Origin of the sequence: Evansella halocellulosilytica, from assembly GCF_002335745.1 — a bacterium.
Lineage (GTDB): Bacteria > Bacillota > Bacilli > Bacillales > Salisediminibacteriaceae > Bacillus_CA > Bacillus_CA halocellulosilytica.
Genome location: NZ_NIST01000001.1, coordinates 2876472 through 2900695 on the forward strand (window position 1 = coordinate 2876472; position 24224 = coordinate 2900695).

18 protein-coding genes, 1 other RNA gene, 1 pseudogene and 1 other annotated feature are annotated in these 24224 nt (G+C 38.3%); of the genes and pseudogenes, 18 read left to right on the top strand and 2 right to left on the bottom strand.

From position 1 onward, the window contains the following. The first annotated feature begins 220 nt into the window (after window positions 1-220). From CD001_RS13705 to CD001_RS13750, 11 genes and pseudogenes are all read left to right on the top strand, one after another. Window positions 221-1141, top strand: a complete 921-nt coding sequence (locus CD001_RS13705; RefSeq protein ID WP_096188253.1) for a cation diffusion facilitator family transporter — start codon at window positions 221-223, stop codon at window positions 1139-1141. Next, on the top strand, window positions 1138-1467 hold the full coding sequence (locus CD001_RS13710) for a LapA family protein (RefSeq protein ID WP_096188254.1): 330 nt from the start codon (window positions 1138-1140) through the stop codon (window positions 1465-1467). The genes CD001_RS13705 and CD001_RS13710 overlap by 4 nt, the downstream gene beginning before the upstream one ends. Before the next feature lie 67 nt (window positions 1468-1534). After that, window positions 1535-3883: a single-stranded-DNA-specific exonuclease RecJ gene (gene recJ / locus CD001_RS13715; protein WP_096188255.1), complete on the top strand. Its 2349-nt coding sequence runs from the start codon at window positions 1535-1537 to the stop codon at window positions 3881-3883. Between the two features lie 107 nt (window positions 3884-3990). Next, entirely contained in the window at window positions 3991-4503 is a 513-nt protein-coding gene (locus CD001_RS13720; RefSeq protein ID WP_096190608.1) for an adenine phosphoribosyltransferase, read from the top strand. A 412-nt stretch (window positions 4504-4915) separates the two neighbouring features. After that, a complete protein-coding gene (locus tag CD001_RS13725; protein WP_096188256.1) occupies window positions 4916-7096 on the top strand; it encodes a RelA/SpoT family protein in 2181 nt (726 codons plus the stop codon). 15 nt (window positions 7097-7111) lie between these two features. After that, window positions 7112-7552 (top strand): D-aminoacyl-tRNA deacylase, encoded by a 441-nt coding sequence (gene dtd, locus CD001_RS13730; protein WP_096188257.1) that lies wholly within the window; start codon window positions 7112-7114, stop codon window positions 7550-7552. A 136-nt stretch (window positions 7553-7688) separates the two neighbouring features. After that, window positions 7689-7865 (top strand): hypothetical protein, encoded by a 177-nt coding sequence (locus CD001_RS26440; protein ID WP_179298746.1) that lies wholly within the window; start codon window positions 7689-7691, stop codon window positions 7863-7865. 70 nt (window positions 7866-7935) lie between these two features. Beyond that, window positions 7936-8174, top strand: a binding site (T-box leader). Between the two features lie 112 nt (window positions 8175-8286). Next, window positions 8287-9570, top strand: a complete 1284-nt coding sequence (hisS, locus tag CD001_RS13735; protein WP_096188258.1) for a histidine--tRNA ligase — start codon at window positions 8287-8289, stop codon at window positions 9568-9570. A gap of 3 nt (window positions 9571-9573) precedes the next feature. Next, window positions 9574-11355 (top strand): aspartate--tRNA ligase, encoded by a 1782-nt coding sequence (aspS, locus tag CD001_RS13740; RefSeq protein WP_096188259.1) that lies wholly within the window; start codon window positions 9574-9576, stop codon window positions 11353-11355. A 378-nt stretch (window positions 11356-11733) separates the two neighbouring features. Beyond that, window positions 11734-11922: non-coding RNA, 6S RNA (ssrS, locus tag CD001_RS13745), on the top strand. 1233 nt (window positions 11923-13155) lie between these two features. Further along, window positions 13156-14013 (top strand): annotated as a pseudogene (locus tag CD001_RS13750) (transposase); the annotation flags it as partial. Window positions 14014-14161: 148 nt separating this feature from the next. Here CD001_RS13750 and CD001_RS13755 read toward each other — a convergent pair. After that, window positions 14162-14824, bottom strand: coding sequence for an RsfA family transcriptional regulator (locus CD001_RS13755; RefSeq protein ID WP_096188260.1), 663 nt, complete (start codon window positions 14822-14824; stop codon window positions 14162-14164). 197 nt (window positions 14825-15021) lie between these two features. Beyond that, complete coding sequence (locus CD001_RS13760; RefSeq protein WP_096188261.1) at window positions 15022-16353, bottom strand: AAA family ATPase; 1332 nt, start codon at window positions 16351-16353, stop codon at window positions 15022-15024. 278 nt (window positions 16354-16631) lie between these two features. Between CD001_RS13760 and CD001_RS13765 the strand changes: the two genes are divergently transcribed. The 7 genes from CD001_RS13765 to CD001_RS13795 all read left to right on the top strand — a co-directional run bounded on the left by CD001_RS13765 (window position 16632) and on the right by CD001_RS13795 (window position 24220). Then, complete coding sequence (locus CD001_RS13765) at window positions 16632-17285, top strand: YczE/YyaS/YitT family protein (protein WP_096188262.1); 654 nt, start codon at window positions 16632-16634, stop codon at window positions 17283-17285. Next, complete coding sequence (gene cymR, locus CD001_RS13770; RefSeq protein ID WP_096188263.1) at window positions 17269-17688, top strand: cysteine metabolism transcriptional regulator CymR; 420 nt, start codon at window positions 17269-17271, stop codon at window positions 17686-17688. The genes CD001_RS13765 and cymR overlap by 17 nt, the downstream gene beginning before the upstream one ends. A 501-nt stretch (window positions 17689-18189) precedes the next feature. Next, on the top strand, window positions 18190-19329 hold the full coding sequence (locus tag CD001_RS13775; RefSeq protein ID WP_096188264.1) for a cysteine desulfurase family protein: 1140 nt from the start codon (window positions 18190-18192) through the stop codon (window positions 19327-19329). Between the two features lie 36 nt (window positions 19330-19365). Further along, entirely contained in the window at window positions 19366-20463 is a 1098-nt protein-coding gene (mnmA, locus tag CD001_RS13780) for a tRNA 2-thiouridine(34) synthase MnmA (RefSeq protein ID WP_096190609.1), read from the top strand. Between the two features lie 265 nt (window positions 20464-20728). Continuing rightward, on the top strand, window positions 20729-21397 hold the full coding sequence (locus CD001_RS13785; protein WP_096188265.1) for a tetratricopeptide repeat protein: 669 nt from the start codon (window positions 20729-20731) through the stop codon (window positions 21395-21397). 14 nt (window positions 21398-21411) lie between these two features. Beyond that, a complete protein-coding gene (gene recD2, locus CD001_RS13790; RefSeq protein WP_096190610.1) occupies window positions 21412-23721 on the top strand; it encodes an SF1B family DNA helicase RecD2 in 2310 nt (769 codons plus the stop codon). 25 nt (window positions 23722-23746) lie between these two features. After that, a complete protein-coding gene (locus CD001_RS13795) occupies window positions 23747-24220 on the top strand; it encodes a PRC-barrel domain-containing protein (RefSeq protein WP_096188266.1) in 474 nt (157 codons plus the stop codon). The last annotated feature ends 4 nt before the right edge of the window (window positions 24221-24224 follow it).

Sequence of the window (24224 nt, forward strand, 5' to 3'; positions counted from 1 at the left end):
CATCGTCGGTTTGTCATCACTTGAATGTTTTTCATGTTATAGTGAAAGAATAACCGAATAGGTTTATCTTTCCATATACATCCCTTTTCAGATTATAAAAATGAACTCTTTTCGTAGATGAAATAGCTGTTTGGTTATAGTAAGGAAAGGTTTTTAAAAAAAACAACATCATTATTTAATAAAACTTAAAATAAAGATTGTTTTTCGTTGAGGTGGAGTCATGAATACACCAAATCAAGAATTAAGGTATAAAAAAGTACGATTCGGTGCGTGGGTTGGAATTATTGGGAATGTCGTATTAGCAGCAGTTAAAGCGATTGTAGGGTTAATGGCAAATAGTCGGGCACTTGTTGCTGATGCTGTACATTCTGCATCTGATGTAATAGGATCAGTTGCTGTCTTAATCGGAGTGAGAGCTGCAAAACAGCCACCGGATAAAGACCATCCTTACGGTCATGGAAAAGCAGAAACGGTAACCGCAATTATTGTTGCGGTATTGCTTTTTGTAGTTGGACTCGAAATTGCCATTAATGCGGGAAAATCCTTTTTTGAACCAATTGATGTTCCTGGTATGGCGGCAATATATGCAGTAATTTTTTCGATCATTGTTAAGGAACTTATGTTTCGTTATAAGATCCATTTGGGTAAGAAATATAAGAGTGATGCATTAATAACAGACGCATGGCATCATCGTTCTGACGTATTTTCATCACTTTCAGCCTTATTAGGTATCGGTGCATCGATTATCGGAGGTAACATAGGTGTTCCATGGCTTATTTATGCTGATCCATTAGCAGGGTTATTTGTTGCCATCCTTATTATAAAAATGGCTTGGAAGCTTGGAAGTGAAGCCATTCATAATACATTAGATCATGTACTTCATGATGAGGATACGACAGATATGTATGCTGAAGCGTCTACAGTAGAAGGAGTGATGAAAATAGATGAGCTGCTAGCGAGGGAGCATGGACATTACGTAATCGTAGACTTAAAAGTTGCAGTTGATCCAGAAATTACAGTAGAAGAAGGCCATACGATCGGCAAAAGAGTGAAGGAAAGGCTAATGGAAGATGATTATGTACAAGACGTGCGCGTACATATCAACCCATACTCAAACAACGAGGAGAGTGAGTATAAGTGAGAGGCCAATGGGGACTCATAATCGGTATCATAGTCGTATTAATTATTGCGATTTTTTCAGTCATTAATGTAGACCCTGTAGAAGTAAATTATTTGTTTGGTCAAAGTGAGTGGCCGTTAGTCTTAATCATCATTGGTTCAGTATTAATGGGAGGAATCATTGTTGGAAGTGTAGGAATGTACAAAATATATCGTCTGCAGCAAGAAATTAAGAGGTTGAGTTCGAAGCAGGGCGAACGATCTCAAACGACTGTAAAAGAAAAAAACAAAAACAAGAACCGTAACGAAGATAAAGCAAACGATGCAGCACTTAGTAAAAAGAAATAAACATATATCTCCATTGCCACCTTTTCTGACCTTATGTATAATGAGTTGGTCAGGGGTGGTATTTTTTATGCTACAAGCAAACGCACGGTGGAAAATAAATAAACCGGACGAGCAACTTGTGGAACAACTATCATACGAACTTGGTGTTTCAATGATTGCTGCTCGTTTTTTAGTTCAACGAAATTTCAATACAGCTGATAAGGCTAAAGCATTTTTACATATTAATAAACAAGCACTTCATGATCCTTTTACCATGAAGGACATGGCAAAAGGAATTGAACGGACGAAAGCTGCAATTGAGAACAATGAACGAATTCTAATTTTTGGAGATTATGATGCCGATGGGGTAACGAGTACATCACTTATGTACTTAACATTAAAGCAATTAGGTGCTCACGTAGGTTTTTATGTGCCGAATCGATTTACTGAAGGGTACGGGCCGAATGAAAATGCATTCAGGCATGCTTATGATGAAGGTGTATCATTAATTATAACTGTCGATACAGGAATATCTGCGGTGCACGAAGCAGAAGTGGTAAAGGAATTAGGAATCGATCTTATTATTACAGATCACCATGAACCGCCACCACATCTACCAGAGGGTTTTGCGGTCATTAATCCTAAGCGTCCTGACTGCGAATATCCTAATAAAAATTTAGCTGGAGTAGGAGTTGCTTTTAAGTTTGCAGAAGCCTTACTAGGGGAGCTCCCTGAACAATTTCTAGATTTAGTTGCAATCGGGACAGTCGCTGATTTAGTTCCATTAATCGATGAAAACCGCTTTTTTGTAACTGAAGGAGTTCGTCGTTTACAAAGAGAACAACGCCCTGGATTAAAAGCGTTAATGGAGCATTGCGGGATTGAAACAAAAGAAATGAGTGAAGAACAAATTGGATTTATGATTGGGCCAAGGCTGAACGCAGCGGGGCGTCTCGACTCAGCTGATCCTGCCATTCATTTGCTTACTTGTAAAGACCCCTCAGAGGCTGATGAGATCGCCTTAATGATTGATGATTTAAATAAGGAAAGACAAAAGATTGTAAGTGATATGGCTAAAGAAGCTGAGCAGCAAGTCGAGGAAGCTGATATCCCACCAGTTATTATCGTCGGAAAAGAAGGATGGAATGCTGGGGTTATCGGGATTGTTGCAAGCAGACTTGTAGAAAAGTATTACAGACCGACGATCGTTTTAAGTCTCGACTCAGAGAAAGGGATAGCTAAAGGATCAGCACGAAGTATTGAAGGATTTGATATGTTCCAATCATTATCTCAGTGTCGTGAATGGCTACCGCATTTTGGTGGACATCCTATGGCAGCAGGTTTAACGATGAACTTAGACGATATTGATCGTTTACAAGAAAGATTAATTCAGATTTCTCATGAAACGATGAGCGAAGAAGACTGGATACGCTCACTTCATGTAGATTTACCTGTGAATATACACGAAGTAACAATCGATGCTATAGCTGATTTAATGAGCATGGCTCCCTTCGGAGTGGGGAATCCTGCACCTAAGGTTTTATTAGAACGTATTGAAATAGATACGTGCAAAAAAATTGGTGCAAAAAAGGATCATCTAAAAATCAGCTTTAAACAAGAAGATAAATCACTAGACGGTATTGGCTTTAGAATGGGCGATAAACATGAAGCGCTCTCCCAAATCGCAGTTGCTTCTGTTGTCGGACAATTATCGATTAACGAATGGAACGGCCATAGTAAACCGCAAATTATTCTAGAGGATATGAAGGTTGATGAATGGCAGCTTTTTGATTTAAGAGGTGACCACAATCCATTAATTAAGCTAAGTCATTTACCACCTGAAGATGTTACGGTTGTCGTCTTCCAAGAAAAGAGCTTTAATCGATATGACCTGCATGAAGAGTGGGGAATTGTTACACCAAACTCAACATCTATCCTGCAGCAAGAGCCTCGAAAATATGTTGTATTATTAGATTTACCAGAAAGCTCTAGCCAATTAAAACTGGTTCTTCAATCACTACATGAACCTCATCGCCTTTATGTCTGTTTTGATCAGGATGATAGTGAAAGTTCATTTTTTGAAGCAACCCCAACTCGTGAGCAATTTAAATGGATGTACGCCTTTTTGAAAAAAAGAGGAACATTCGATATTAGGAAATACGGATCCGAATTAGCAAGGTATAAAGGTTGGTCTGAAAAATCAATTCAATTTATGTGTAAGGTGTTTTTTGATTTAGAATTTGTTAAAATAGACAATGGACTTATTATCGTTGAAGAATCACCAGAAAAAAAAGATTTAGTAAGTTCACCGACATATAAAAGGCGCATTGAACAGAGTGAGTTAGAAAACGAACTACTTTATTCATCCTATCGTTCGCTGAAACAACAATTAGAAGGGTACATGAATGAAAGAGTGCCTACTCATACTTCATTATAATAGGAACAGTTTACTGAAAGTCTTCTTCGTTCCAAATCGTATATTTCTCTTTAGGAGTATAAGTAAGGTCGATGGTTACGAAGGTAGAATTAGGAGGAAACCAATCAATGGATTTTAAAAAGTATATTACAGTCGTAGAAAATTTTCCTAAAGAAGGAATTCGTTTTAAAGATATTACGACATTGATGGAAGATGGAGAAGCTTATAAAAAAGCAATTGACGAAATGGCCAACTTTGCAAAAGAAAAAGAAATAGATATCGTCGTTGGACCTGAAGCCCGCGGTTTTGTCGTCGGGTGCCCGATTTCTTATGCGTTAAAAGTTGGTTTTGTACCAGTCAGGAAAGCAGGGAAACTTCCTCGTGAAGTAATCGGAGTTGATTATGGCCTTGAGTACGGGAAAGACAGCCTAAACATCCATAAAGATTCGATTAAACAGGGACAGCGTGTTTTAATTACGGATGATTTGTTAGCAACAGGCGGCACAATCGAAGCAACGATTCAAATGGTCGAAAAGCTTGGAGGAATTGTTGCAGGTATCGCCTTTATGATTGAGTTAAGTTATTTAGACGGTCGAGAAAAATTAGAAAATTATGATGTATTTACATTAATGAAATACTAAGACTGAGGCCATTTATGTCCTTATAGTTAAAAACAAAAAGTTGACTGATGCAGCAGAGATACATAATGATATGAACCTCTGGTCATTAAGAGCTTTTATCTATTTCAAAAACAAGGGAGTGGGTCCACTCCCTTGTTTTAAAACATTCATTTTGTAAAAGCAAGAAAATAATAATTATTATCATTTTATCTATGCTTTTTTATAAGAATTTATGTTATGCTTAATGAAAGTCTTTTCTACGGAAGAGGCCCTTTTTTTATCATCGGATTCGACAAAATTCTCATGGTGGTAAAAAATTTGTTTATATTGGATAGCGAAGAGAGTGTTTAAATAAAGGACAGAAATATTTGTTATTTTTCCCGGACTTTTGAACATTCACATAAAAATAATATCTGGATGTTAAGGTGATCTCATGACTAGTGAACAAGTGCTAGAAAAAGCAAGTGAATATCTTCCGGAACAAGAGGTTCAGTTTTTAAAAAAAGCTTATGAACTGGCGGAATATGCCCATCGTGAGCAATTTAGAAAATCAGGAGAACCTTATATTTGGCATCCAGTTCAAGTTGCAGGAATATTAGTTGAACTTGGGATGGATCCAAATACAATCTCTGCTGCATTTCTTCACGATGTGGTTGAAGATACTGACGTGCCTTTAGAGGAAATCGAGGCACAATTCGGTGAAGAAGTAGCCATGCTTGTTGATGGTGTAACGAAGCTCGGTAAAATAAAATATAAATCAAAAGAAGAACAGCAGGCAGAGAATCATCGGAAAATGTTTGTTGCAATGGCTAGAGACATTCGTGTCATCTTAATTAAGCTAGCTGACCGTTTACACAATATGCGTACACTGAAGCATCTCCCACCAGAAAAGCAACGGCGAATTGCAAATGAGACGTTAGAAATATTTGCGCCGTTAGCGCATCGTTTAGGGATCTCTACGATTAAATGGGAGCTTGAAGATACGGCTTTACGCTATTTAAACCCCCAACAATATTATCGAATCGTTAACTTAATGAAGAAAAAACGTGCAGAGCGTGAAGATTATATTGAAGATGTTAAACAGCAAATTCAGGATCGTCTTGAAAAAGTAAATGTCAAAGCTGAAATTAACGGAAGAGCGAAGCATATTTACAGCATTTATCGTAAAATGGCTTTACAAAATAAACAATTTAATGAGATTTATGACCTTCTTGCAGTCCGAATTATCGTGAACAGTATTAAAGATTGTTATGCTGTTTTAGGAATTATTCACACGCATTGGAAGCCAATGCCAGGAAGGTTTAAAGATTATATTGCAATGCCTAAAGCAAATATGTATCAATCGTTGCATACGACAGTCATCGGTCCGAAGGGGGATCCTCTAGAGGTTCAAATTCGTTCTGAAGACATGCATAAAGTTGCTGAATTTGGTGTAGCAGCTCATTGGGCATATAAAGAAGGTAAAACAGTAGAAAATCAAGAATCATTAGAAACGAAGCTGTCTTGGTTTAGAGAGATCATTGAATGGCAAAATGATACGAACGATGCACAAGAGTTTATGGAATCATTAAAGATTGATCTCTTCTCAGATATGGTATTCGTTTTCACTCCTAAAGGCGACGTAATTGAACTTCCGAAAGGATCTGTTCCTCTTGATTTTGCTTTTCGCATTCATACAGAAGTCGGTAATCGCTGTATCGGTGCAAAAGTAAATGGAAAAATGGTTCCTCTCGATCACCAATTAAAAACGGGAGATATTATTGAAGTGTTAACTTCAAAACATTCTTATGGACCAAGTCAAGACTGGCTAAAGGTCACTCAAAGTTCTCATGCAAAAAATAAAATTCGCCAATGGTTTAAAAAAGAGCGACGTGAAGAAAACGTTGAAAAAGGACGCGAATTAATTGAACGGGAGATCGAGAGAAAAGGCTATACAGTAAAAGAAGTTATGATTAATGAAAATATTGAGCGGGTTGCAAATAAGTTTAACTTTTCTGCTGAAGATGATATGTATGCAGCAGTCGGATATGGTGGAATTACAGCCGCTCAAATCGTAACAAGGTTAACGGACAATATTCGGAAAAAAGAAGAAGATGATTTAGAAAACCAAACGATAACAGAAGCTGTCGAAGATCTAAAAAAATATGACACACAAAAGAAAACGAGTACAGGTGTAAGAGTAAAAGGGATTGATAACTTACTAATCCGTTTATCTCGCTGTTGCAACCCAGTTCCTGGCGATGATATTGTCGGATATATTACTAAAGGGCGCGGCGTTTCGATCCATAGAAGTGACTGCCCAAATATTAATACAGATAATGCACAAACGAGGCTTCTTCCAGTTGAGTGGGAAGGAGATCAACAGCATTCGAAGAATTATAATGTAGATATTGAAATCTCAGGCTATGATCGAAGAGGCTTGCTTAATGAAGTTCTTCAAGCTGTTGCAGAAACTAAAACGAATATTAATGCGGTATCAGGTCGTTCAGACAAAAATAAAATGGCAACGATTAATATGACGATTTCGATTCAAAACATCTCACATTTGCAAAAAGTTGTCGAAAGGATTAAACAAATACCTGATATTTATTCTGTACGTAGAATTATGCACTAATGAAAGAGGGGTAACATGCGAGTAGTCGTTCAACGAAGTCATCAAGCAAATGTTAAAGTAGAAAATGAAGTTGTCGGCCAAATTGATCATGGTCTAGTCCTTTTAGTTGGAATGACTCATGAGGATACGGAAGAGGACGTAAAATTTGTCGCTGAAAAAATAACGAACTTACGTATATTTGAAGATGAGAATGATAAGCTCAATTTATCTGTTAAAGATGTAAATGGACAAGTTTTATCAATCTCTCAATTTACTCTGTATGGTGATTGCCGAAAAGGGCGAAGACCGAACTTTATGGCTGCAGCAAAGCCAGATCATGCAAAAGAGCTATATGATCAATTTAACGAAGAATTACGTACATTAGGGATGCACGTTGAGACCGGGATTTTTGGTGAAATGATGGATGTGTCGTTAACAAATAATGGCCCAGTTACGTTGATTGTAGAAAGCAAATAACGAACGATCATTCTGGTGATAAATTGAATCGTTGGATAAATCCATTATTCGCTTGTAAAAAAGTGATCATCTTTCGTATCATTCGCTTTTTTTAAGGTAACACTTAAAAGAAAATCGAAAGGCAGATGATCGACAAATGAGATCTGGAAACCAACAAAATCGTTTTACTTCCGTAAACTCAAAATTGTTAGGTGTGAATTTTCACCGTTTTACAGATATGGAACCAAATACTACAACTGTTGAATTAGCTACAGAATTTGGATTATCAAATCGTGAAGTTAGAACGTTAAAACAGCATCTTGAACGAAACTAAATCTTCATTTGCCGAATTTATAGTTGACAGGATATCAGACAATTCGTATGATAGAATACAATTACGAACATTAAAACCAATGAGGGAGAATAGTAATGGAGCACCCCCATGAGCAGAGAAGAAGTGTCATCGGCTGGAAACACTTCTACATGGACCTTCATGAATGAACACTCCTTAGGTGTTTCTCTGAAAGGACGTCCGTTTTAGTAGGAGAAATCGTAGCTCAGGCGTTAACTGAAGGAAGTGGGAGCATGTAAGTCGTATGCTTCAACAAGGGTGGCACCACGGGAAATAACTCTCGTCCCTGACAATTGTTCAGGAACGGGGGTTTTTTATGTTTTTCTTTAAACAGGCTTAATATAAAAAGAAATGAGTACATATGAATTTTTTTACGAATTGTAGAAATAGAGGAGGAAAAATTATGAATTATCGAATACCGAGAGGGACGCAAGATATTTTACCTGCAGAGTCACAGAAATGGCAGTACATTGAGCAAAAAGCCCATGATCTTTGCAGGCGGTACCATTACAAAGAAATCCGTACACCGATGTTTGAACAAACGGAATTATTTGCCCGCGGTGTTGGTGATACGACCGATATTGTTCAAAAAGAAATGTACACATTTGAAGATCGTGGAGGCCGAAGCTTAACTTTACGTCCAGAAGGAACAGCATCTACCGTGCGTTCTTACGTAGAAAATAAAATGCATGGCATAGCTGATCAACCTGTAAAGCTTTATTATATTGGCCCGATGTTTCGCTATGAGAGACCACAGTCTGGGAGAATGAGGCAGTTTGTCCAATTTGGTGTTGAAGCTATGGGGAGTGATGATCCAGCAATTGACGCTGAAGTTATCGGATTAGCGATGGACTTTTATCGTGAATTAGGGTTAAAAGGGCTAAAACTCATCATTAACAGCTTAGGTGATAAGGAGAGTCGAAACAATCACCGAAATGCACTAATTGACCATTTTAAACCGAGAATTTCCGAATTTTGTTCAGACTGTCAGCAAAGGCTGGAAAAAAATCCGTTACGTATTTTAGATTGCAAAACAGATAGTGACCATGAGTTAATGGAGTCTGCACCATCGATTCTTGATTACTTAAATGAAGAATCAACAAACTATTTCAAAAAAGTACAGCAATTTTTAACGAGTATGGGAATTGATTATGAAGTTGACCCAACGCTCGTTCGGGGGCTTGACTATTATAATAATACTGCTTTTGAAATCATGATAGATGGTGAAGGGTTTGGTGCAATCACAACATTATGTGGTGGCGGAAGATACAATGGTCTCGTTGAAGAGATCGGAGGTCCAACAACGCCTGGAATTGGTTTTGCGTTAAGTCTTGAACGTCTGCTTATGGCTTTAGAAACACAAAATATTTCATTACCAGTTCAAGATCGCATAGATGCCTATTTTATCGCATTAGGAGAAGAACCTAAAAACGCAGCACCGGCATTGATTCATAAACTTCGAGCGAAAGGAATCGTAGTCGATGCAGATTATATGAATAAAAAAATGAAGGCACAATTTAAAGCCGCTGATCGGCTTGGTGCAAAGTATGCGATCATTTTAGGTGAAGATGAATTACAAGAAAATATCGTTCTCATAAAGGATTTAGAGTCTGGAGAACAGCAAAAGGTTGAATTAGACAAAGTATCTCAATGGATTTTACTACAGCTGGAAGTGAAAGGGGAATAAACGGTGACAAAACGTACGCATACATGTGGAGAAGTATTAGAGCATTTAATAGGAGAAAAAGTCCGCCTTCAAGGATGGGTTAAAAAACGTAGAGACTTAGGTCAAGTCATATTTGTAGATTTACGTGACCGTTCAGGTTATGTTCAAATCGTGTTTAATGGTGACCATAATCCTGCTGCACTTGAAGTTGGTGAAAAAGTAAGGGCCGAATATGTAATCGATATTCAAGGCACGGTACTAGCACGAGAAGAAGAAAACATTAATGAAAAGATTCCGACAGGTAGAGTAGAAGTCATGGTAGATGAAGTGAAAATTTTAAACGCATCAAAGGGGCTGCCGTTCGTTGTCGAAGATGATGTTGATATTTCAGAAGATACTCGCTTAAAATATCGCTATTTAGATTTACGTAGGCCGAAAATGCAAGAAACGATGATGCTTCGTCACCGTACAACGAAGATGATCAGAGACTTCCTAGACGAATATCGCTTTATGGAAATAGAAACGCCGATGCTCACGAAAAGCACACCAGAAGGAGCGCGTGACTATCTCGTACCTTCAAGAGTCCATCATGGTGAATTTTATGCTTTACCGCAATCACCTCAATTATTTAAACAATTACTGATGGTTTCTGGATTTGAACGTTATTATCAAGTTGCACGCTGTTTCCGTGATGAAGATTTGCGGGCAGACCGTCAGCCAGAATTTACACAAGTAGATATTGAGGCATCTTTTATGGAGAAAGAAGATCTCCTTGAAATGATGGAAAAGATGATGGTAAAGCTTGTAAAAGAATTAAAAGGATTTGATGTTGAGCGTCCATTTCCTCGCTTGACTTATGAAGAAGCAATGAACCGATTCGGATCAGATAAACCTGACACACGATACGGAATGGAGCTCATCGACGTATCTAAAGCAGTAGAAGATAGTGACTTTAAAGTTTTTGCTAGTACAGTGAAAAATGGTGGTGTCGTTAAAGGCATTTGTGTAAAAGGAGTCGCAGAGAAGTACTCAAGAAAAGACTTAGACAGTCTTGGATCTTTTGTTGAAGTGTACGGAGCAAAAGGTCTTGCTTGGTTAAAAGTAGAGGAAGGTCATTCATTAAAAGGACCGATTGCAAAATTCTTCAATGAAACAGAAGCACAAACGTTATGTGAGGCATTTGAAGCAGAGGCAGGTGATGTCCTGTTCTTTGTAGCTGACAAACTACGTGTCGCTTGGGATGCATTAGGAGCATTGCGAATTAAATTTGCGAAAGAATTAAACTTAGTAGACCATAATGAATTTAACTTTTTATGGGTAACAGAATTCCCGCTGCTTTCCTATGATGAAGATGAAGGGCGATATCATGCAGAACATCATCCGTTTACACGACCTGTTGCTGAAGATGAAGAGCTGCTTACTGAATCCCCGGAAAAAGTTCGTGCAGAAGCTTACGACCTTGTGTTAAATGGATATGAACTTGGTGGTGGCTCACAACGTATTTTTGAACGTGAACTGCAAGAAAAGATGTTTTCTGCACTAGGTTTTAGTAAAGAAGAAGCAAATGAACAATTCGGGTTCTTATTAAATGCTTTTGAGTATGGTACACCACCTCACGGAGGAATTGCTTTAGGCCTTGACCGACTCGTCATGATTCTAGCAGGGCGAACGAATTTGCGTGAAACAATTGCGTTTCCGAAAACAGCTAGTGCGAGTTGTCTCTTAACTGACGCGCCTAGTGGAGTGAGTGAAGCCCAATTACAAGAATTACATTTAGAAATAGCTTCCAAAAAACAAGAAGAATAAAGAAGGTGAGGGTGTCCCAAAAGTATTTTAAGGACACCCTTTTTTCATTTTATAAGGCTCTAAAATATATGTTGGGGTTTTCGAATTAGAAATCGCTATCGCCGGACACCTGCCACTGAGATAACTCACTTTATTTTCAAAGCGATGTTTAAGTTTTTCCTAAATTGGGTATAGAATGCTAACATGATCTTTGTCCGATGAATGTAATGAAATTGTTATAAAAATAGGCATGTTTCATTATTGTAATATTCAGATTAATTATGTATGATGAATGCAATTAAGTTACCTGATTTTCTTTAAACTTTCTGCAACTTTTAAAAAAGGAAATGAGAAATAAACTTTAGGCAATTCGATAAGGGCACATTCCAAAATAAATGTTAAGTCCTGAGGTGTACGTCTCAACTCTACGTTTTGAGCCAACACATCAACATTGGGAGCTTTATGTTTCAGGGGGGAAGGCACGCCTTACCTACATAGGTTAGAGGAAGTCAGAAGCTTTGAACAGAGCACCCACCTGCCATTTGCAGGTTCAAAACTGTGAAGATAAAACGGCACTTTGGGGCTTATAATCAATACATATGGAGAGTGGAAATAAACATATTTTCAAACTCATAGTTTCATAATATCTTTGCACATAAAACCGTAATGAAAAGGAGTTCGTCATTTTCATTACGGTTTTTGTCATTATATTCTTTGTAAACCACAGGCTATGCCTGTGTGAAAATAACCCTTTAAGGGTTGTATTCGTGAGATCTCTTTAAAAGTAACGAATAGTTGGAAGGTATACTGTGCTTCTTCCTCTGCAAGATTAATTGAAGAAGAGAATGCGTCGAAGCAGCTTGACTGCTTTTCCTATCGCCAAGGGACTCGAAATCTTCTCTTGACGGTACTATGACTGCTTTTCCTATCGCCAAGGGACTCGAAATCTTCTCTTGACGGTACTATGACTGCTTTTCCTACCGTCAAGGGACTCGAAATCTTCTCTTGACGGTACTTTTTCTGCTTTTCCTACCGTCAAGGAACTCGGAATCTTCTCTTGACGGTACTATTAGAGAACTCAGCGAAGAGTTGCTCGTTGCTCCTGTGCCACTTTGTTTGCTCGTCGCAGAAAAACAATGCTCCTGCGGTTACTCGTCGCAGAAAAACAATGCTCCTGCGGTTACTCGTCGCAGAAAAACAATGCTCCTGCGCCACTTTGTTTGCTCGTCGCTATACTAGTAGAGGAAGAGACAGTCGCGCAGTACCTTCCACCTTTTGATGTCATTTATTATCTTAAATGATGGATACGAAATGAACATAAATATCTTTGATAACAAAAGCCCATTCCCATTTAAATGAGATAAAAATGAGCTAAAATACAACTTCCCACAACGTTTTTTCTGTTATTAGTATGTCATTTAACTATTATCATGTACTCGAAAGAGCGCTAGGCGGTGACTCAGGCGAGAAAAGCAATCGTCGAAAATCCCCTAGGTGCATACAGTGTGGCACCTAGGAAGCCGCTGCAAAGAAGACACTACAAATGCAAATGAAGTGCAGCACGTGGAGATGTCGCACTTGTGCTTTGGAGAGAAAGCGTCCACTATAGCGATTTCGAATTCTATATGATTATGAAAAGGGATATCCTCGAAAAGCTTTTGACACGGCCCATATTAAATAAGGTCCCTTAAGGGACTCTGGTGGTAAAGTGCCTTTATACGGCGAAAATTTTTTTAAAAGAAAAGTATGATATCTCACGATCTCATCCCTCCCGGCGGACGCTTTCCATGGGGCTTGTCTTCAACTAATTCTGACTCAGCGAAGCATCGTATGGTTGGCGGGAGAGCTTTATTTACTGATTCTCCCCACCTTAAAGCCAATGCAAATAAGCGGAAATTCACTAAGAAGACGGTTCAAGTTGAAAAACGCGAGTACATAGAAGATCTAAATAAAGCGGTTGAGGAGGATCGAAAAGCACATGGAAAAAAGCCCGAAGGGTTCTTTTATTTAGACCATCGGACAACAGACATGAAATTTAATATTATTACTGATGTTCATTTAACACCAGGAAATATCCATGATTCCCTGCCGTATTTAAATCGACTGGACCGTCAGATAAAGACATTTGGTTTCAATGTGGAAGCTGTCGGATTAGACGCGGGCTACTTAACCATTCCCTTATGTAAAGGGTTAGAAGATCGCCATATTATGGGGGTTATCGCACATCGCCGCTTCAAACCTAAAAAGGGGTATTTGCCAAAGTGGAAATTTACCTATAACAAAGAGACGGATACTTATACATGCCCTAATGGTAGCACCTTATCTTACGCTACAACGAACCGCGAAGGCTATCGTCAATACCATTCAAACCCTGCAGAATGTGTAAACTGTCCCCTGCTTAACCAATGTACGAAAGCCAAAAATCATAAAAAAGTTCTCACAAGGCATGTATGGGAAGACAGTAAGGAAAAAGTGAGAGAGCATAGACTTTCCGCAACAGGGAAATTCCTCTATAAAAAAAGAAAAGAAACCATTGAGCGAAGCTTCGCGGATGCCAAACAGCTCCACGGGCTTCGCTACTGCCGGTTACGCAGCTTAAAGGGCGCATCAGAACAAGCGTTGATGACAGCGGCAGCACAGAACATAAAAAAGATCGCAAACCACCTCTCAGCGAGCTAAGAGGTGGTTTCGGCCATTCTTCACCGTAGGGTGAGCAAATTCTTCTGACGAAAATAATAAAGAGAAACCCGCACTTCTCAAAAAGTGTGGGTTTCTCGACAATCTGACCGCCCGTTTTACGGGCGGATACTTATTGGTACATGATGGATTACTTAGCTAGTTTTTCTAAGTTCCCATTTTTATCCATGCGGAAAGCGGGATTTGCGCGTTCTTCCTGATCTTCATCTAGCAAAGCCATTCTCCTTGCTCGGTTCATAATACCAATAATGGACTGATAATCTTCTTCAATTACTTTATGTTCCTGCTCTAATTTTGCAAGTGTTTTTTCAAGTTCATTTACTTTTTGTTGTAATTCATTGTTTTCTAATTTTAATGCTTCATTCTCTTGTACGAGTAATTTATCCTTATGTCCTTGTCCATTTAATGTTTGTAAAAACTCAATAACATTTTGTAAGGTCATCTCGTTATCTACCTTTACATCTTGTGAATATGAGTTCGTTACATTAGGAACGTAAGGATCATAATGTTTTTGTTCTTTTTGGACAGGTGTAAATGTAGCAGGTTTTGCTTCGTTTGCCTGTTGCCGCTTTCGCTCTTTACGATGTTTCTTTGCTAGTTTGATTGCATCATTGTACTTATTTCGAACGACAGCATTCCAACGGAAACCGCACGCGGCTGACGTTCTATTTAATGCATCGCCAACTTCATCAAATGCAGTTAATTGTGTACTTCCTTCGCGGATATGGCGAAGAACTGTCTCAGCTAATAATAGGTCATCTTCTTCAGACCATGCGTCTTGTCTAACTTTCATCTTTTACAGTCCTTTCTTATCGTAGACTTTTAGTGTCATATTTACTACTAAGATGGACATAGATGAAAGATTTTATACTAGAGGAGGACAAAAAATGTTGAAATAAGGACTTCCTCTCCCATCGTCAGCTTACTTTCCGTTACAGATTTTTCGTGCGAGAAATCTCATACAGGGAGAAGCTGTCTCAGGAAAACAAATTATTTACCTCTTTCTTTCCGGTCGGCAAAATAATCTAAGCGCTTTTGAATCGTTTTTTCATAACCATTATTAGATGAATAATAAAACATAGATTGTTTCATATGATCAGGTAAATATTGTTGCGGGACATAATGGTTCTCATAATTGTGAGGGTATTTATAGCCTTCGCCATGACCTAATTTTGATGCTCCTTTGTAGTGAGCATCTCTTAGATGAATTGGAACCTCGCCTGCTTTTTCTTTTTCAACCGCTTTGAGTGCATTGTCAATGCCTGAAATAATGGAATTGCTTTTTGGTGCGGTCGCTAAATAAACAGCTGCTTCAGCAAGTGGTATTCTAGCTTCGGGCATGCCGATAAATTCAACAGCATATGCTGCTGAATGGGCAACAAGTAAAGCATTAGGGTCCGCAAGTCCGATATCTTCAGCAGCATGAACATAGAGCCTCCTTGCTATAAAACGAGGGTCTTCTCCAGCATAAATCATTTTTGCAAGCCAATATAATGTGGCATCAGGATCTGAACCACGGATGCTTTTAATAAAAGCAGAGATGGTGTCGTAATGATTATCACCACTTTTATCATATTGGATCATCCTTTTTTGGATCGAAGCTTCAGCGGTTTCTAAATCAATCTGGATCATTCCATCCTCATTTGGATCTGTCGTTAAAACAGCTAGCTCTAATGCATTTAAAGCCGTCCTTGCATCACCGTTTGCAACATCAACTAAATGGTGGAGCGCTTCATCCTCAATATTGATTTTATACTGGCCGAATCCGCGTTCTTTATCTTTTAATGCTGACTCAATGACCTCTAAAATATCATTATCTGTTAATGATTGAAGTTTGAACAGTCTAGATCTTGAAATTAATGCCGGGTTCACTTCGAACATTGGGTTTTCGGTAGTTGCTCCAATAAGGATGACGGTTCCGTCTTCAACAAAGGGAAGAAGTGCATCTTGCTGTCCTTTATTAAAACGGTGGATCTCATCAATGAATAACACTGTTTTCTCACTATCATATTTTAATCGATTCTTTGCCCGGTCAACGATTTCCCTTACATCTTTTATCCCTGCAATGACTGCATTTAATTGTTCGAAATGAGCAGATGTAGAATTTGCAATGACTTTAGCTAATGTTGTTTTACCTGTGCCAGGCGGTCCATGAAAAATCATTGGTGTTAACCGGTCGGCTTCAATAGCTCTTCTTAATAAAGTACCTTCTCCGATGATCTCTTTCTGGCCAGCAACTTCTGAAATCGTTCGTGGACGCATTCTAGAAGCTAATGGACCTTTTGGCCTTGATGATTCTTGAGTATGGTCGAATAAATCCAACGGCTATTCTCCTTTCCTAGATGAAAAATCCTAGATAATTAATCTTATCTTACAAAAACACGTTTAAACATTGTTCATATAAAGATAGATTTGTTTTCTGGGGCATCATTATGGTCGCTATTTTTCCGCCACTTAGACTTTTTGACTGTATTATACGTCCGTACTTCGTCACTTTACCCTTAAGCACATACGGACGGAATGCCTTTATCTATGCTATAATGAAATGAGTTATGTTACAAGAATCGTTAACTTTATATGAAGAAGAAAGAGGAGAATAAATGGAAAGTTCTAGACATCAAAATCTATGGGGACAACTGTTTCGTTGGTCAATTTATTTTATCGGGTTACTCATTATGAGTCTTGGAATCGCGCTCACAATTCGTGGAGAGTTAGGAAGCGCCCCATGGGATGTGCTTCATATCGGGTTAACGAATAAGCTTGGCTTGACAGTTGGCAGCTGGACGATTATTATGGGTTTTCTTTTGTTAATTCTGTCTACACTGCTAACAAAAGAATGGCCAAAGCTTGGCGCTTATTTAAATATGATTTGTGTTGGTATTTTTGTTGACATCTTTTTATTTTTAATCCAAACACCTGCATCACTTGTTATGCAGCTCACTATGTTAATATGTGGAATTGTGATTATGGGGTTTGGAATCGGCGTGTACATATCTCCCCGATGTGGAGCAGGGCCAAGGGATAGCCTGATGCTTGCAGTATCAAAGCGGACAGGAATGAGTGTAGCGAATGTAAGAATTTCAATGGAATTAATCGTTTTAATCATTGGGTGGTTACTTGGAGGGCCAGTATTTATTGGCACTCTATTATTCAGTTTAACGATAGGTCATATTACAGGGTTTTCTTTAAAACTATGTGAAGGCTGGTATGACCGAAGAATAGAAAGAGGGATGAAAGTTGAAAATATCCACTAAAGGAAGGTACGGACTGACTATCATGATCGCGTTAGCAAAAAAATACGGTGAAGGACCGGTTTCTTTAAAATCAATTGCAAAGGATCATAACTTGTCTGAACATTATTTGGAACAATTAATTGCACCATTAAGAAACGCAATATTAGTAAAAAGTGTACGTGGTGCATACGGAGGGTACATGCTCTCAAAAGCACCAAAAGAAATTACTGCTGGTGATATTATCAGGGTGCTTGAAGGTCCGATAAGTCCAGTTGAAGTAGTAGAGGATGAAGAACCTGCAAAAAGGGACCTTTGGATAAAAATTCGTGATGCAGTAAAAGATGTATTAGATAGTACGACATTAGAAGACTTAGCAAACTATGAAGATAAAGGTGATCAAGAGTATTATATGTTTTATATTTAATATAAAAGTTTTGTGTACGGTAAATGTGTTGGTGTTGAAAAATGGAGAGACTCCTTTTAAAAAACGAGTTATTTGCATCAACAACAATGATACGAAGTAGAGATAATAGTGAAATCATAGTGAGGGGAGATGTTCGTATTACATTTCATCAGCCTCACTTTTCCTGCGTAAAAGTCATCTTTTGATTTGACTCTTTTCGCATAGATTGTTGTTTTATTGGAAATTCGAAGCAGCACCTAGTAATATAAGACACTTCCTGCTGCAAAGAAGACACTACGAATGCAAAAGAAGTGCATAAAGAGTAGATGTCGCAATTGTGCTCTGGAGTGAAAGCGTCTGCCAGTAACGGAATCAAACAATCATATGATCCAAAAGCAACAACCTTTATCAAACTGCCTTTGAATTAAATCTTTAAATCGAGTTTTAAAAGAAAAAGAGTAACAAATCCTAATACAACAATTTGATTACATAATTAGTCAGAGCAAATAGAAGGTGGAGAGTATGGAGAGAATATATTTAGATCACGCTGCGACATCACCGGTGCATCCAGAAGTTGTGAAAGCGATGCTTCCTTATATGGAAGACCTCTTTGGCAACCCTTCAAGCATCCATCATTTCGGGAGGGCAGCCAGAAAAGGCCTTGATGAAGCAAGAGAATTTATTGCAAAAACAATCGGTGCGACATTTGAAGAAATCATTTTTACAAGTGGTGGCACAGAAGCAGATAATTTAGGGACGATCGGATATGCTTTAGCAAATAAGGAAAAAGGAAGCCATCTTATCACGACAAAAATTGAACATCACGGTGTTCTCCATGCATTTGAACACCTCGAGACGTTGGGCTTTGATGTTACGTATTTAAATGTTGACGAAAAAGGAACCATTTCAATGAAGGAACTCGAAAGTAGTCTTCGAGATGATACGATTCTCGTTTCCATTATGTATGGGAATAATGAAGTCGGTACGATTCAGCCTATTCGTGAGATAGGTGAATGCTTGAAGCAACATCAGGCTGTATTTCATACCGATGCAGTACAAGCGTTTGGGTTAACAGACGTGGATGTTGGGCAGCTTGGAGTTGACTTTTTAGCTGTTTCAGGGCATAAAATCAATGGTCCAAAAGGGATTGGGTTTCTTTATGCAAAGAAAGGTCTTCAACTTTCTCCTTTTTTCCACGGCGGAGAACAAGAGCGAAAGAGAAGAGCTGGTACAGAAAATGTCGCTTCAATCGTCGGTTTGAAAAAAGCTGTAGAGTTATCTTATGAACAATTAGCTGAGAAAAATAGAGAGTACGAAAAATATCGAAGCACATTTATTGACGTTTTAAATAAAAACGAGATAAACTTTATCGTTAATGGAGATGAATATCATCGCCTTCCACATATATTAAATGTAAGTTTTCCGGGAATAAGTGTTGAAACAATTTTAATGAACCTTGACTTAGAAGGGGTCGCTTGTTCTAGCGGTTCAGCTTGTACGGCTGGTTCAATTGATCCATCACACGTATTAACAGCAATGTTCGAAGATATAAATAGAAGCCATTCAGCAGTACGGTTCAGTTTTGGCTATGGGTTAACATTAGCGTCTGTTAGAAGAGCGGCGGAAAAAACAGTGAATGTTATTCACCGGCTAACAAGATAAAACAACAAAAGTATGGAGGTGAAAAGTGTGGATACGATGGAACAAAAAGAAAGAAAAGATATTCGTGTTGTCGTAGGTATGTCTGGAGGAGTCGATTCTTCTGTTACTGCCTATCTTCTGAAAGAACAAGGCTATCAAGTCATTGGCATTTTTATGAAAAATTGGGACGATACAGATGATAACGGAATGTGTACTGCTACTGAAGATTACAATGATGTTATACGAGTCTGTAATCAGCTCGATATTCCGTATTATGCTGTTAACTTTGAGAAGGAATATTGGGATAAAGTATTTACGTATTTCTTAGACGAGTATCGGGCTGGACGAACACCAAACCCTGATGTCATGTGTAATAAAGAGATCAAGTTTAAAGCTTTTTTAGATCACGCAATGTCATTAGGTGCTGATTATGTAGCAACAGGTCATTACGCCCGTGTGCGTAGAAGTGATCGAGGAACAGAATTGCTGCGAGGCATTGATGAAAATAAAGATCAAACGTACTTCTTAAATGCATTAAGTGAAAAGCAAATTGAGCGAGTCCTCTTCCCACTAGGGGATATTGATAAGCCGAGAGTAAGAGAAATTGCAAAAGAAGCGAATCTAGCGACGGCAACGAAAAAGGATAGTACAGGCATTTGTTTTATCGGTGAACGTAATTTTAAGGAGTTTCTCAGTCAGTATTTGCCTGCACAGCACGGTGAAATGCAAACGTTAGACGGTGAAGTGAAAGGGACGCATGATGGACTCATGTACTACACTTTAGGACAACGTCAAGGATTAGGTATTGGTGGAGCAGGAGAACCGTGGTTTGTTGTTGGAAAAAACTTGGAGGATAACATTTTATATGTCGGACAAGGTTATCATCACCCAGAGCTTTATTCGAATGGTTTGATTGCGGATCAAATAAATTGGATCAACAAAGAAGTCACATCAAATGGTACTTTTGATTGTACAGCGAAGTTTCGTTACCGTCAAAAAGACAGTGGTGTGAGAGTGACTCAACTTGATGGAAATAAAGTGAAAGTTGAGTTCGCTGAGCCGCAACGGGCTATAACTCCTGGACAAGCTGTTGTATTTTACGATGGAGATGTTTGTCTTGGCGGTGCAACGATTAGTGAAGTAATAAAGGACTGATTGAAATAGATCAGTCCTTTTTCCTCGTCGTATAGGAAACTATGGATTTGATCTTGTGGATAAGTTCTCGAAATAGTTGTTACGTCTATCTCAGCGACGAGCGTTTTACATCACGAATAAGCTTCGAGCTGTCTCGACGGATACGCTACAAAGCTCAGAAGAGGAAGAGACAAGTCGCTTACGCTTTTGTTCTCAAGCTTTATAATAATATTATTTTTTGTTTTAAAAAAGAACGGTAACTAAGGAAAAAGGAGTAGAATTACATATGGACCTTAACGAAAAAGCTGTTAAATTTATGCAAGAAGGAAAAATCGAAGAAGCAGCGAAATTACTTAATGAAGCGATTGAAGAAAATCCAAAAGATGCGATTGCTTATACAAACTTTGGGAATTTACTAGCAGCAGTAAATGAGGAAGAAAGAGCACTTAATTTTTTTAAAAAATCAATAGAGTTAGATGAAACATTAGCTACTGCACATTACGGAAAAGGCAATGTCCTGTTCAACCAAGAAAAGTATGTTGAAGCAATTGATGCGTATCAAGAAGCGTTAGTTAATGGTTTAAAGCAAGGCGATGTTTATTATATGCTCGGAATGAGCTTTTACCATTTAAATGACTTGCCAAGAGCACTTCCGAGTTTACAGCGGGCAACTGAACTGAACGAAGGAGATGTTGATGCTCATTTTCAATACGCGTTAACATTAGCTCAACTAGAACAAGTTGATGAAGCAATGACGGCATTTGACCGTGTCTTGGAAATAGATAGGGAACATGCTGACAGTTATTTTAACCTCGGTGTCGCCTATGCGTACAAAAACGAAGCTGGAAAAGCTTTAAATATGTTTGAAAAGGCATTGGAAATTCAACCGGATCACGCTTTAAGTGCAAATGGGAAAAAACAAATGGAACAGGTATTAAGAAACGAAGATGAATGAAAGTAGGTTTCACAATGAAAGAGACCGCAGATATTAATAAAGACTATATAAAAGGAGAACTTCTCCATCAAATTTATCATAATGAAGATTCTCTATATACCGTAGCAAAGTTGAAAGTAAAGAAGTCTTCTTATGAAAATATCGATACAGAATGTACTGTTGTCGGGATCATGCCGAACTTAGAGAAAGATATTACATATCTTTTTTACGGTTATTTTAAAGATCATCCGCGATTTGGACGGCAATATCAAGTTGAGCAATTCCAAAAAATGCTCCCAGAGACTGAGCAAGGGATTATTATGTATTTGTCAAGTGACCGGTTTCCTGGTGTTGGAAAGAAGTCTGCGAAAAGTATCGTCGACACATTGGGGAAAAATGCGATCTCGGTTATTCTTCAAGATAGAGAAGCATTAAGTAAAGTCGACAATCTAAAACGAGAAAAGGCAGATCAAATTCACCAAACACTTCTTGAAGATCAGGGAATTGAGCAAGTACTTATGAAACTCTATGAATATGGGTTTGGTTTACAGCTTGCGATGAAAGTATTCCAAGCATATAAAATGAACGCACTAAAGATTATTGAATCGAATCCTTATCAAATGATTGAAGACGTTGAAGGAATAGGGTTTGCAAAAGCGGATATGATCGGTAGAAAGCAAGGCTTAACTGGCAATCATCCAGATCGAATACGTGCCGGTATCTTGTTTTTACTATACGAACATTCTTTAAATAATGGTCATGTATTTATAGAGAACGAGAAGATGATAGAAAGTACTAAGGAATTGTTAGAAAAAGAAGCAAGTATGGCGATTTCGCCTCTTGAAATTGCTGAGCAAGTGATTCAATTAGGGGAAGAAAATAAGCTTATCGTAGAAGGCGAAAAAATGTTTATGCCATCACTTTACTATGCTGAGCAAGGGGTCGTAACGAACATTACTAGGCTGTTAACAAAAGAAAAGGAACTTGACGAATTTCCTGAATCTGAATTTTTAAAGGCGTTAGGAAACGTCGAAGAAAAGTTAGGTATATCCTATGCACCTTCACAAAAAACAGCGATTCAAGAAGCGATGAGATCACCTGTCATGATTTTGACGGGGGGACCTGGAACAGGCAAGACGACTGTTATAAAAGGGTTAATAGAAGTATTCGGACAGCTGAAAGGTATGTCTATAAACCCCGATGATTATGATAGAAAAACTCCTTTTCCTGTTTTGATGGCGGCTCCAACAGGAAGAGCTGCTAAAAGAATGACTGAATCAACTGGCCTTCCAGCATCAACGATCCATCGGATGCTTGGTTATAAAGGAAATGACGATGAGTATGAATATGATGAATATGAGCCGTTAGAAGGAAAATTGTTAATTATCGATGAAATGTCGATGGTTGATACGTGGCTGGCAAACCAGCTCTTTAAAGCTGTTCCAAATGACATGCAAGTCATTATGGTAGGAGATGAAGATCAACTCCCATCTGTTGGTCCAGGTCAAGTTTTTACTGATTTTTTAGCATCAAATCAAATTCCTTCGGTGAAGCTGACAGATATTTACCGGCAATCTGAAGGATCAAAAATCATTGAGTTCTCTCATCAAATTAAAGGTGGACAACTGCCTTCTCAAATTGACGGAAAAAGTAAAGACTTACGCTTTTTTCCGTGTGAACAAATGCAAGTGCCTGAGGCTGTTCAGCAAATTTGCAAGGGTGCAATAGCAAAGGGATTTACTGCGAAAGACATACAAGTATTAGCGCCAATGTACAGGGGTGTTGCAGGTGTAGAAAATTTAAATGATATGCTTCAAAAGCTTTTCAATCCGCCATCTGATCAGAAACGAGAAGTTCCTTTTGGAAATGTTGTTTATCGAATCGGTGATGTCGTTTTACAGCTAGTTAACAACCCAGAAGAAAATGTATTTAACGGTGACAGAGGAGAAGTCGTTGCAATATTTACAGAGAAAGAAAATACAGATCATGAACAAAAAATTGTCATCTCCTTTGATGGTATTGAAGTAACGTATACAAAGCCTGATTTATCACAAATTACGCATGCTTATTGCTGTTCGATTCATAAATCTCAAGGAAGTGAGTTTCCGATCGTTATAATGCCTATTGTTAAAGGGTACTACCGAATGCTTCGAAAAAAACTCATTTATACGGGGATCACAAGAGCGAAAGATTTTCTATTGCTATGTGGTGAGTGGTCAGCATTATCAATGGCAGTTCAAAATGACCATGACCTGGAAAGAAATACAACATTAAAAGTAAAATTAAATGAATATGAAATGGAAGAAGAATACCAGCATGAGAGTGAGGGTGTTTCCGAAGACTAAGAATGTTCGAAAGGAGGAGCTTCCTTTGCGAACATCTCAAAAGGTCAAGGGAGCGCCCGTTTTTTTGTCCGATCATGACTATTTTGTCGGAAAAGTTGCTGATCTCGTCTTATCTGAAGATAAATCACGTGTCCAAGGTTATTGGATACGAACACATCACTGGTGGTCAAAAAATCATTTCTTGCCTTTAGAGAGAATCGCATTTGAAAAAGGAAGAGAAATATATTGTAAAAATGGAACTGTTTTATCACCTTTAAGGAAGAAAAAACGGTTCTATGATGGAAGCGATCATTTTTTTGGAAAACCACTGGTGGAACAAGATGGGGCAATGATCGGAATCATTGAAGACGTATATTTCCTTCCAGAAACGGGCATGATTGTAGGGTATGAATTGACCGAAGGGCTTTATACAGATGCGTCTAAAGGAATAAAAGTGATAAAAACATCAACTCCTTTAACACGTATAAATGGAGCCTTTATGGTACGACCGGACTCATGATTGC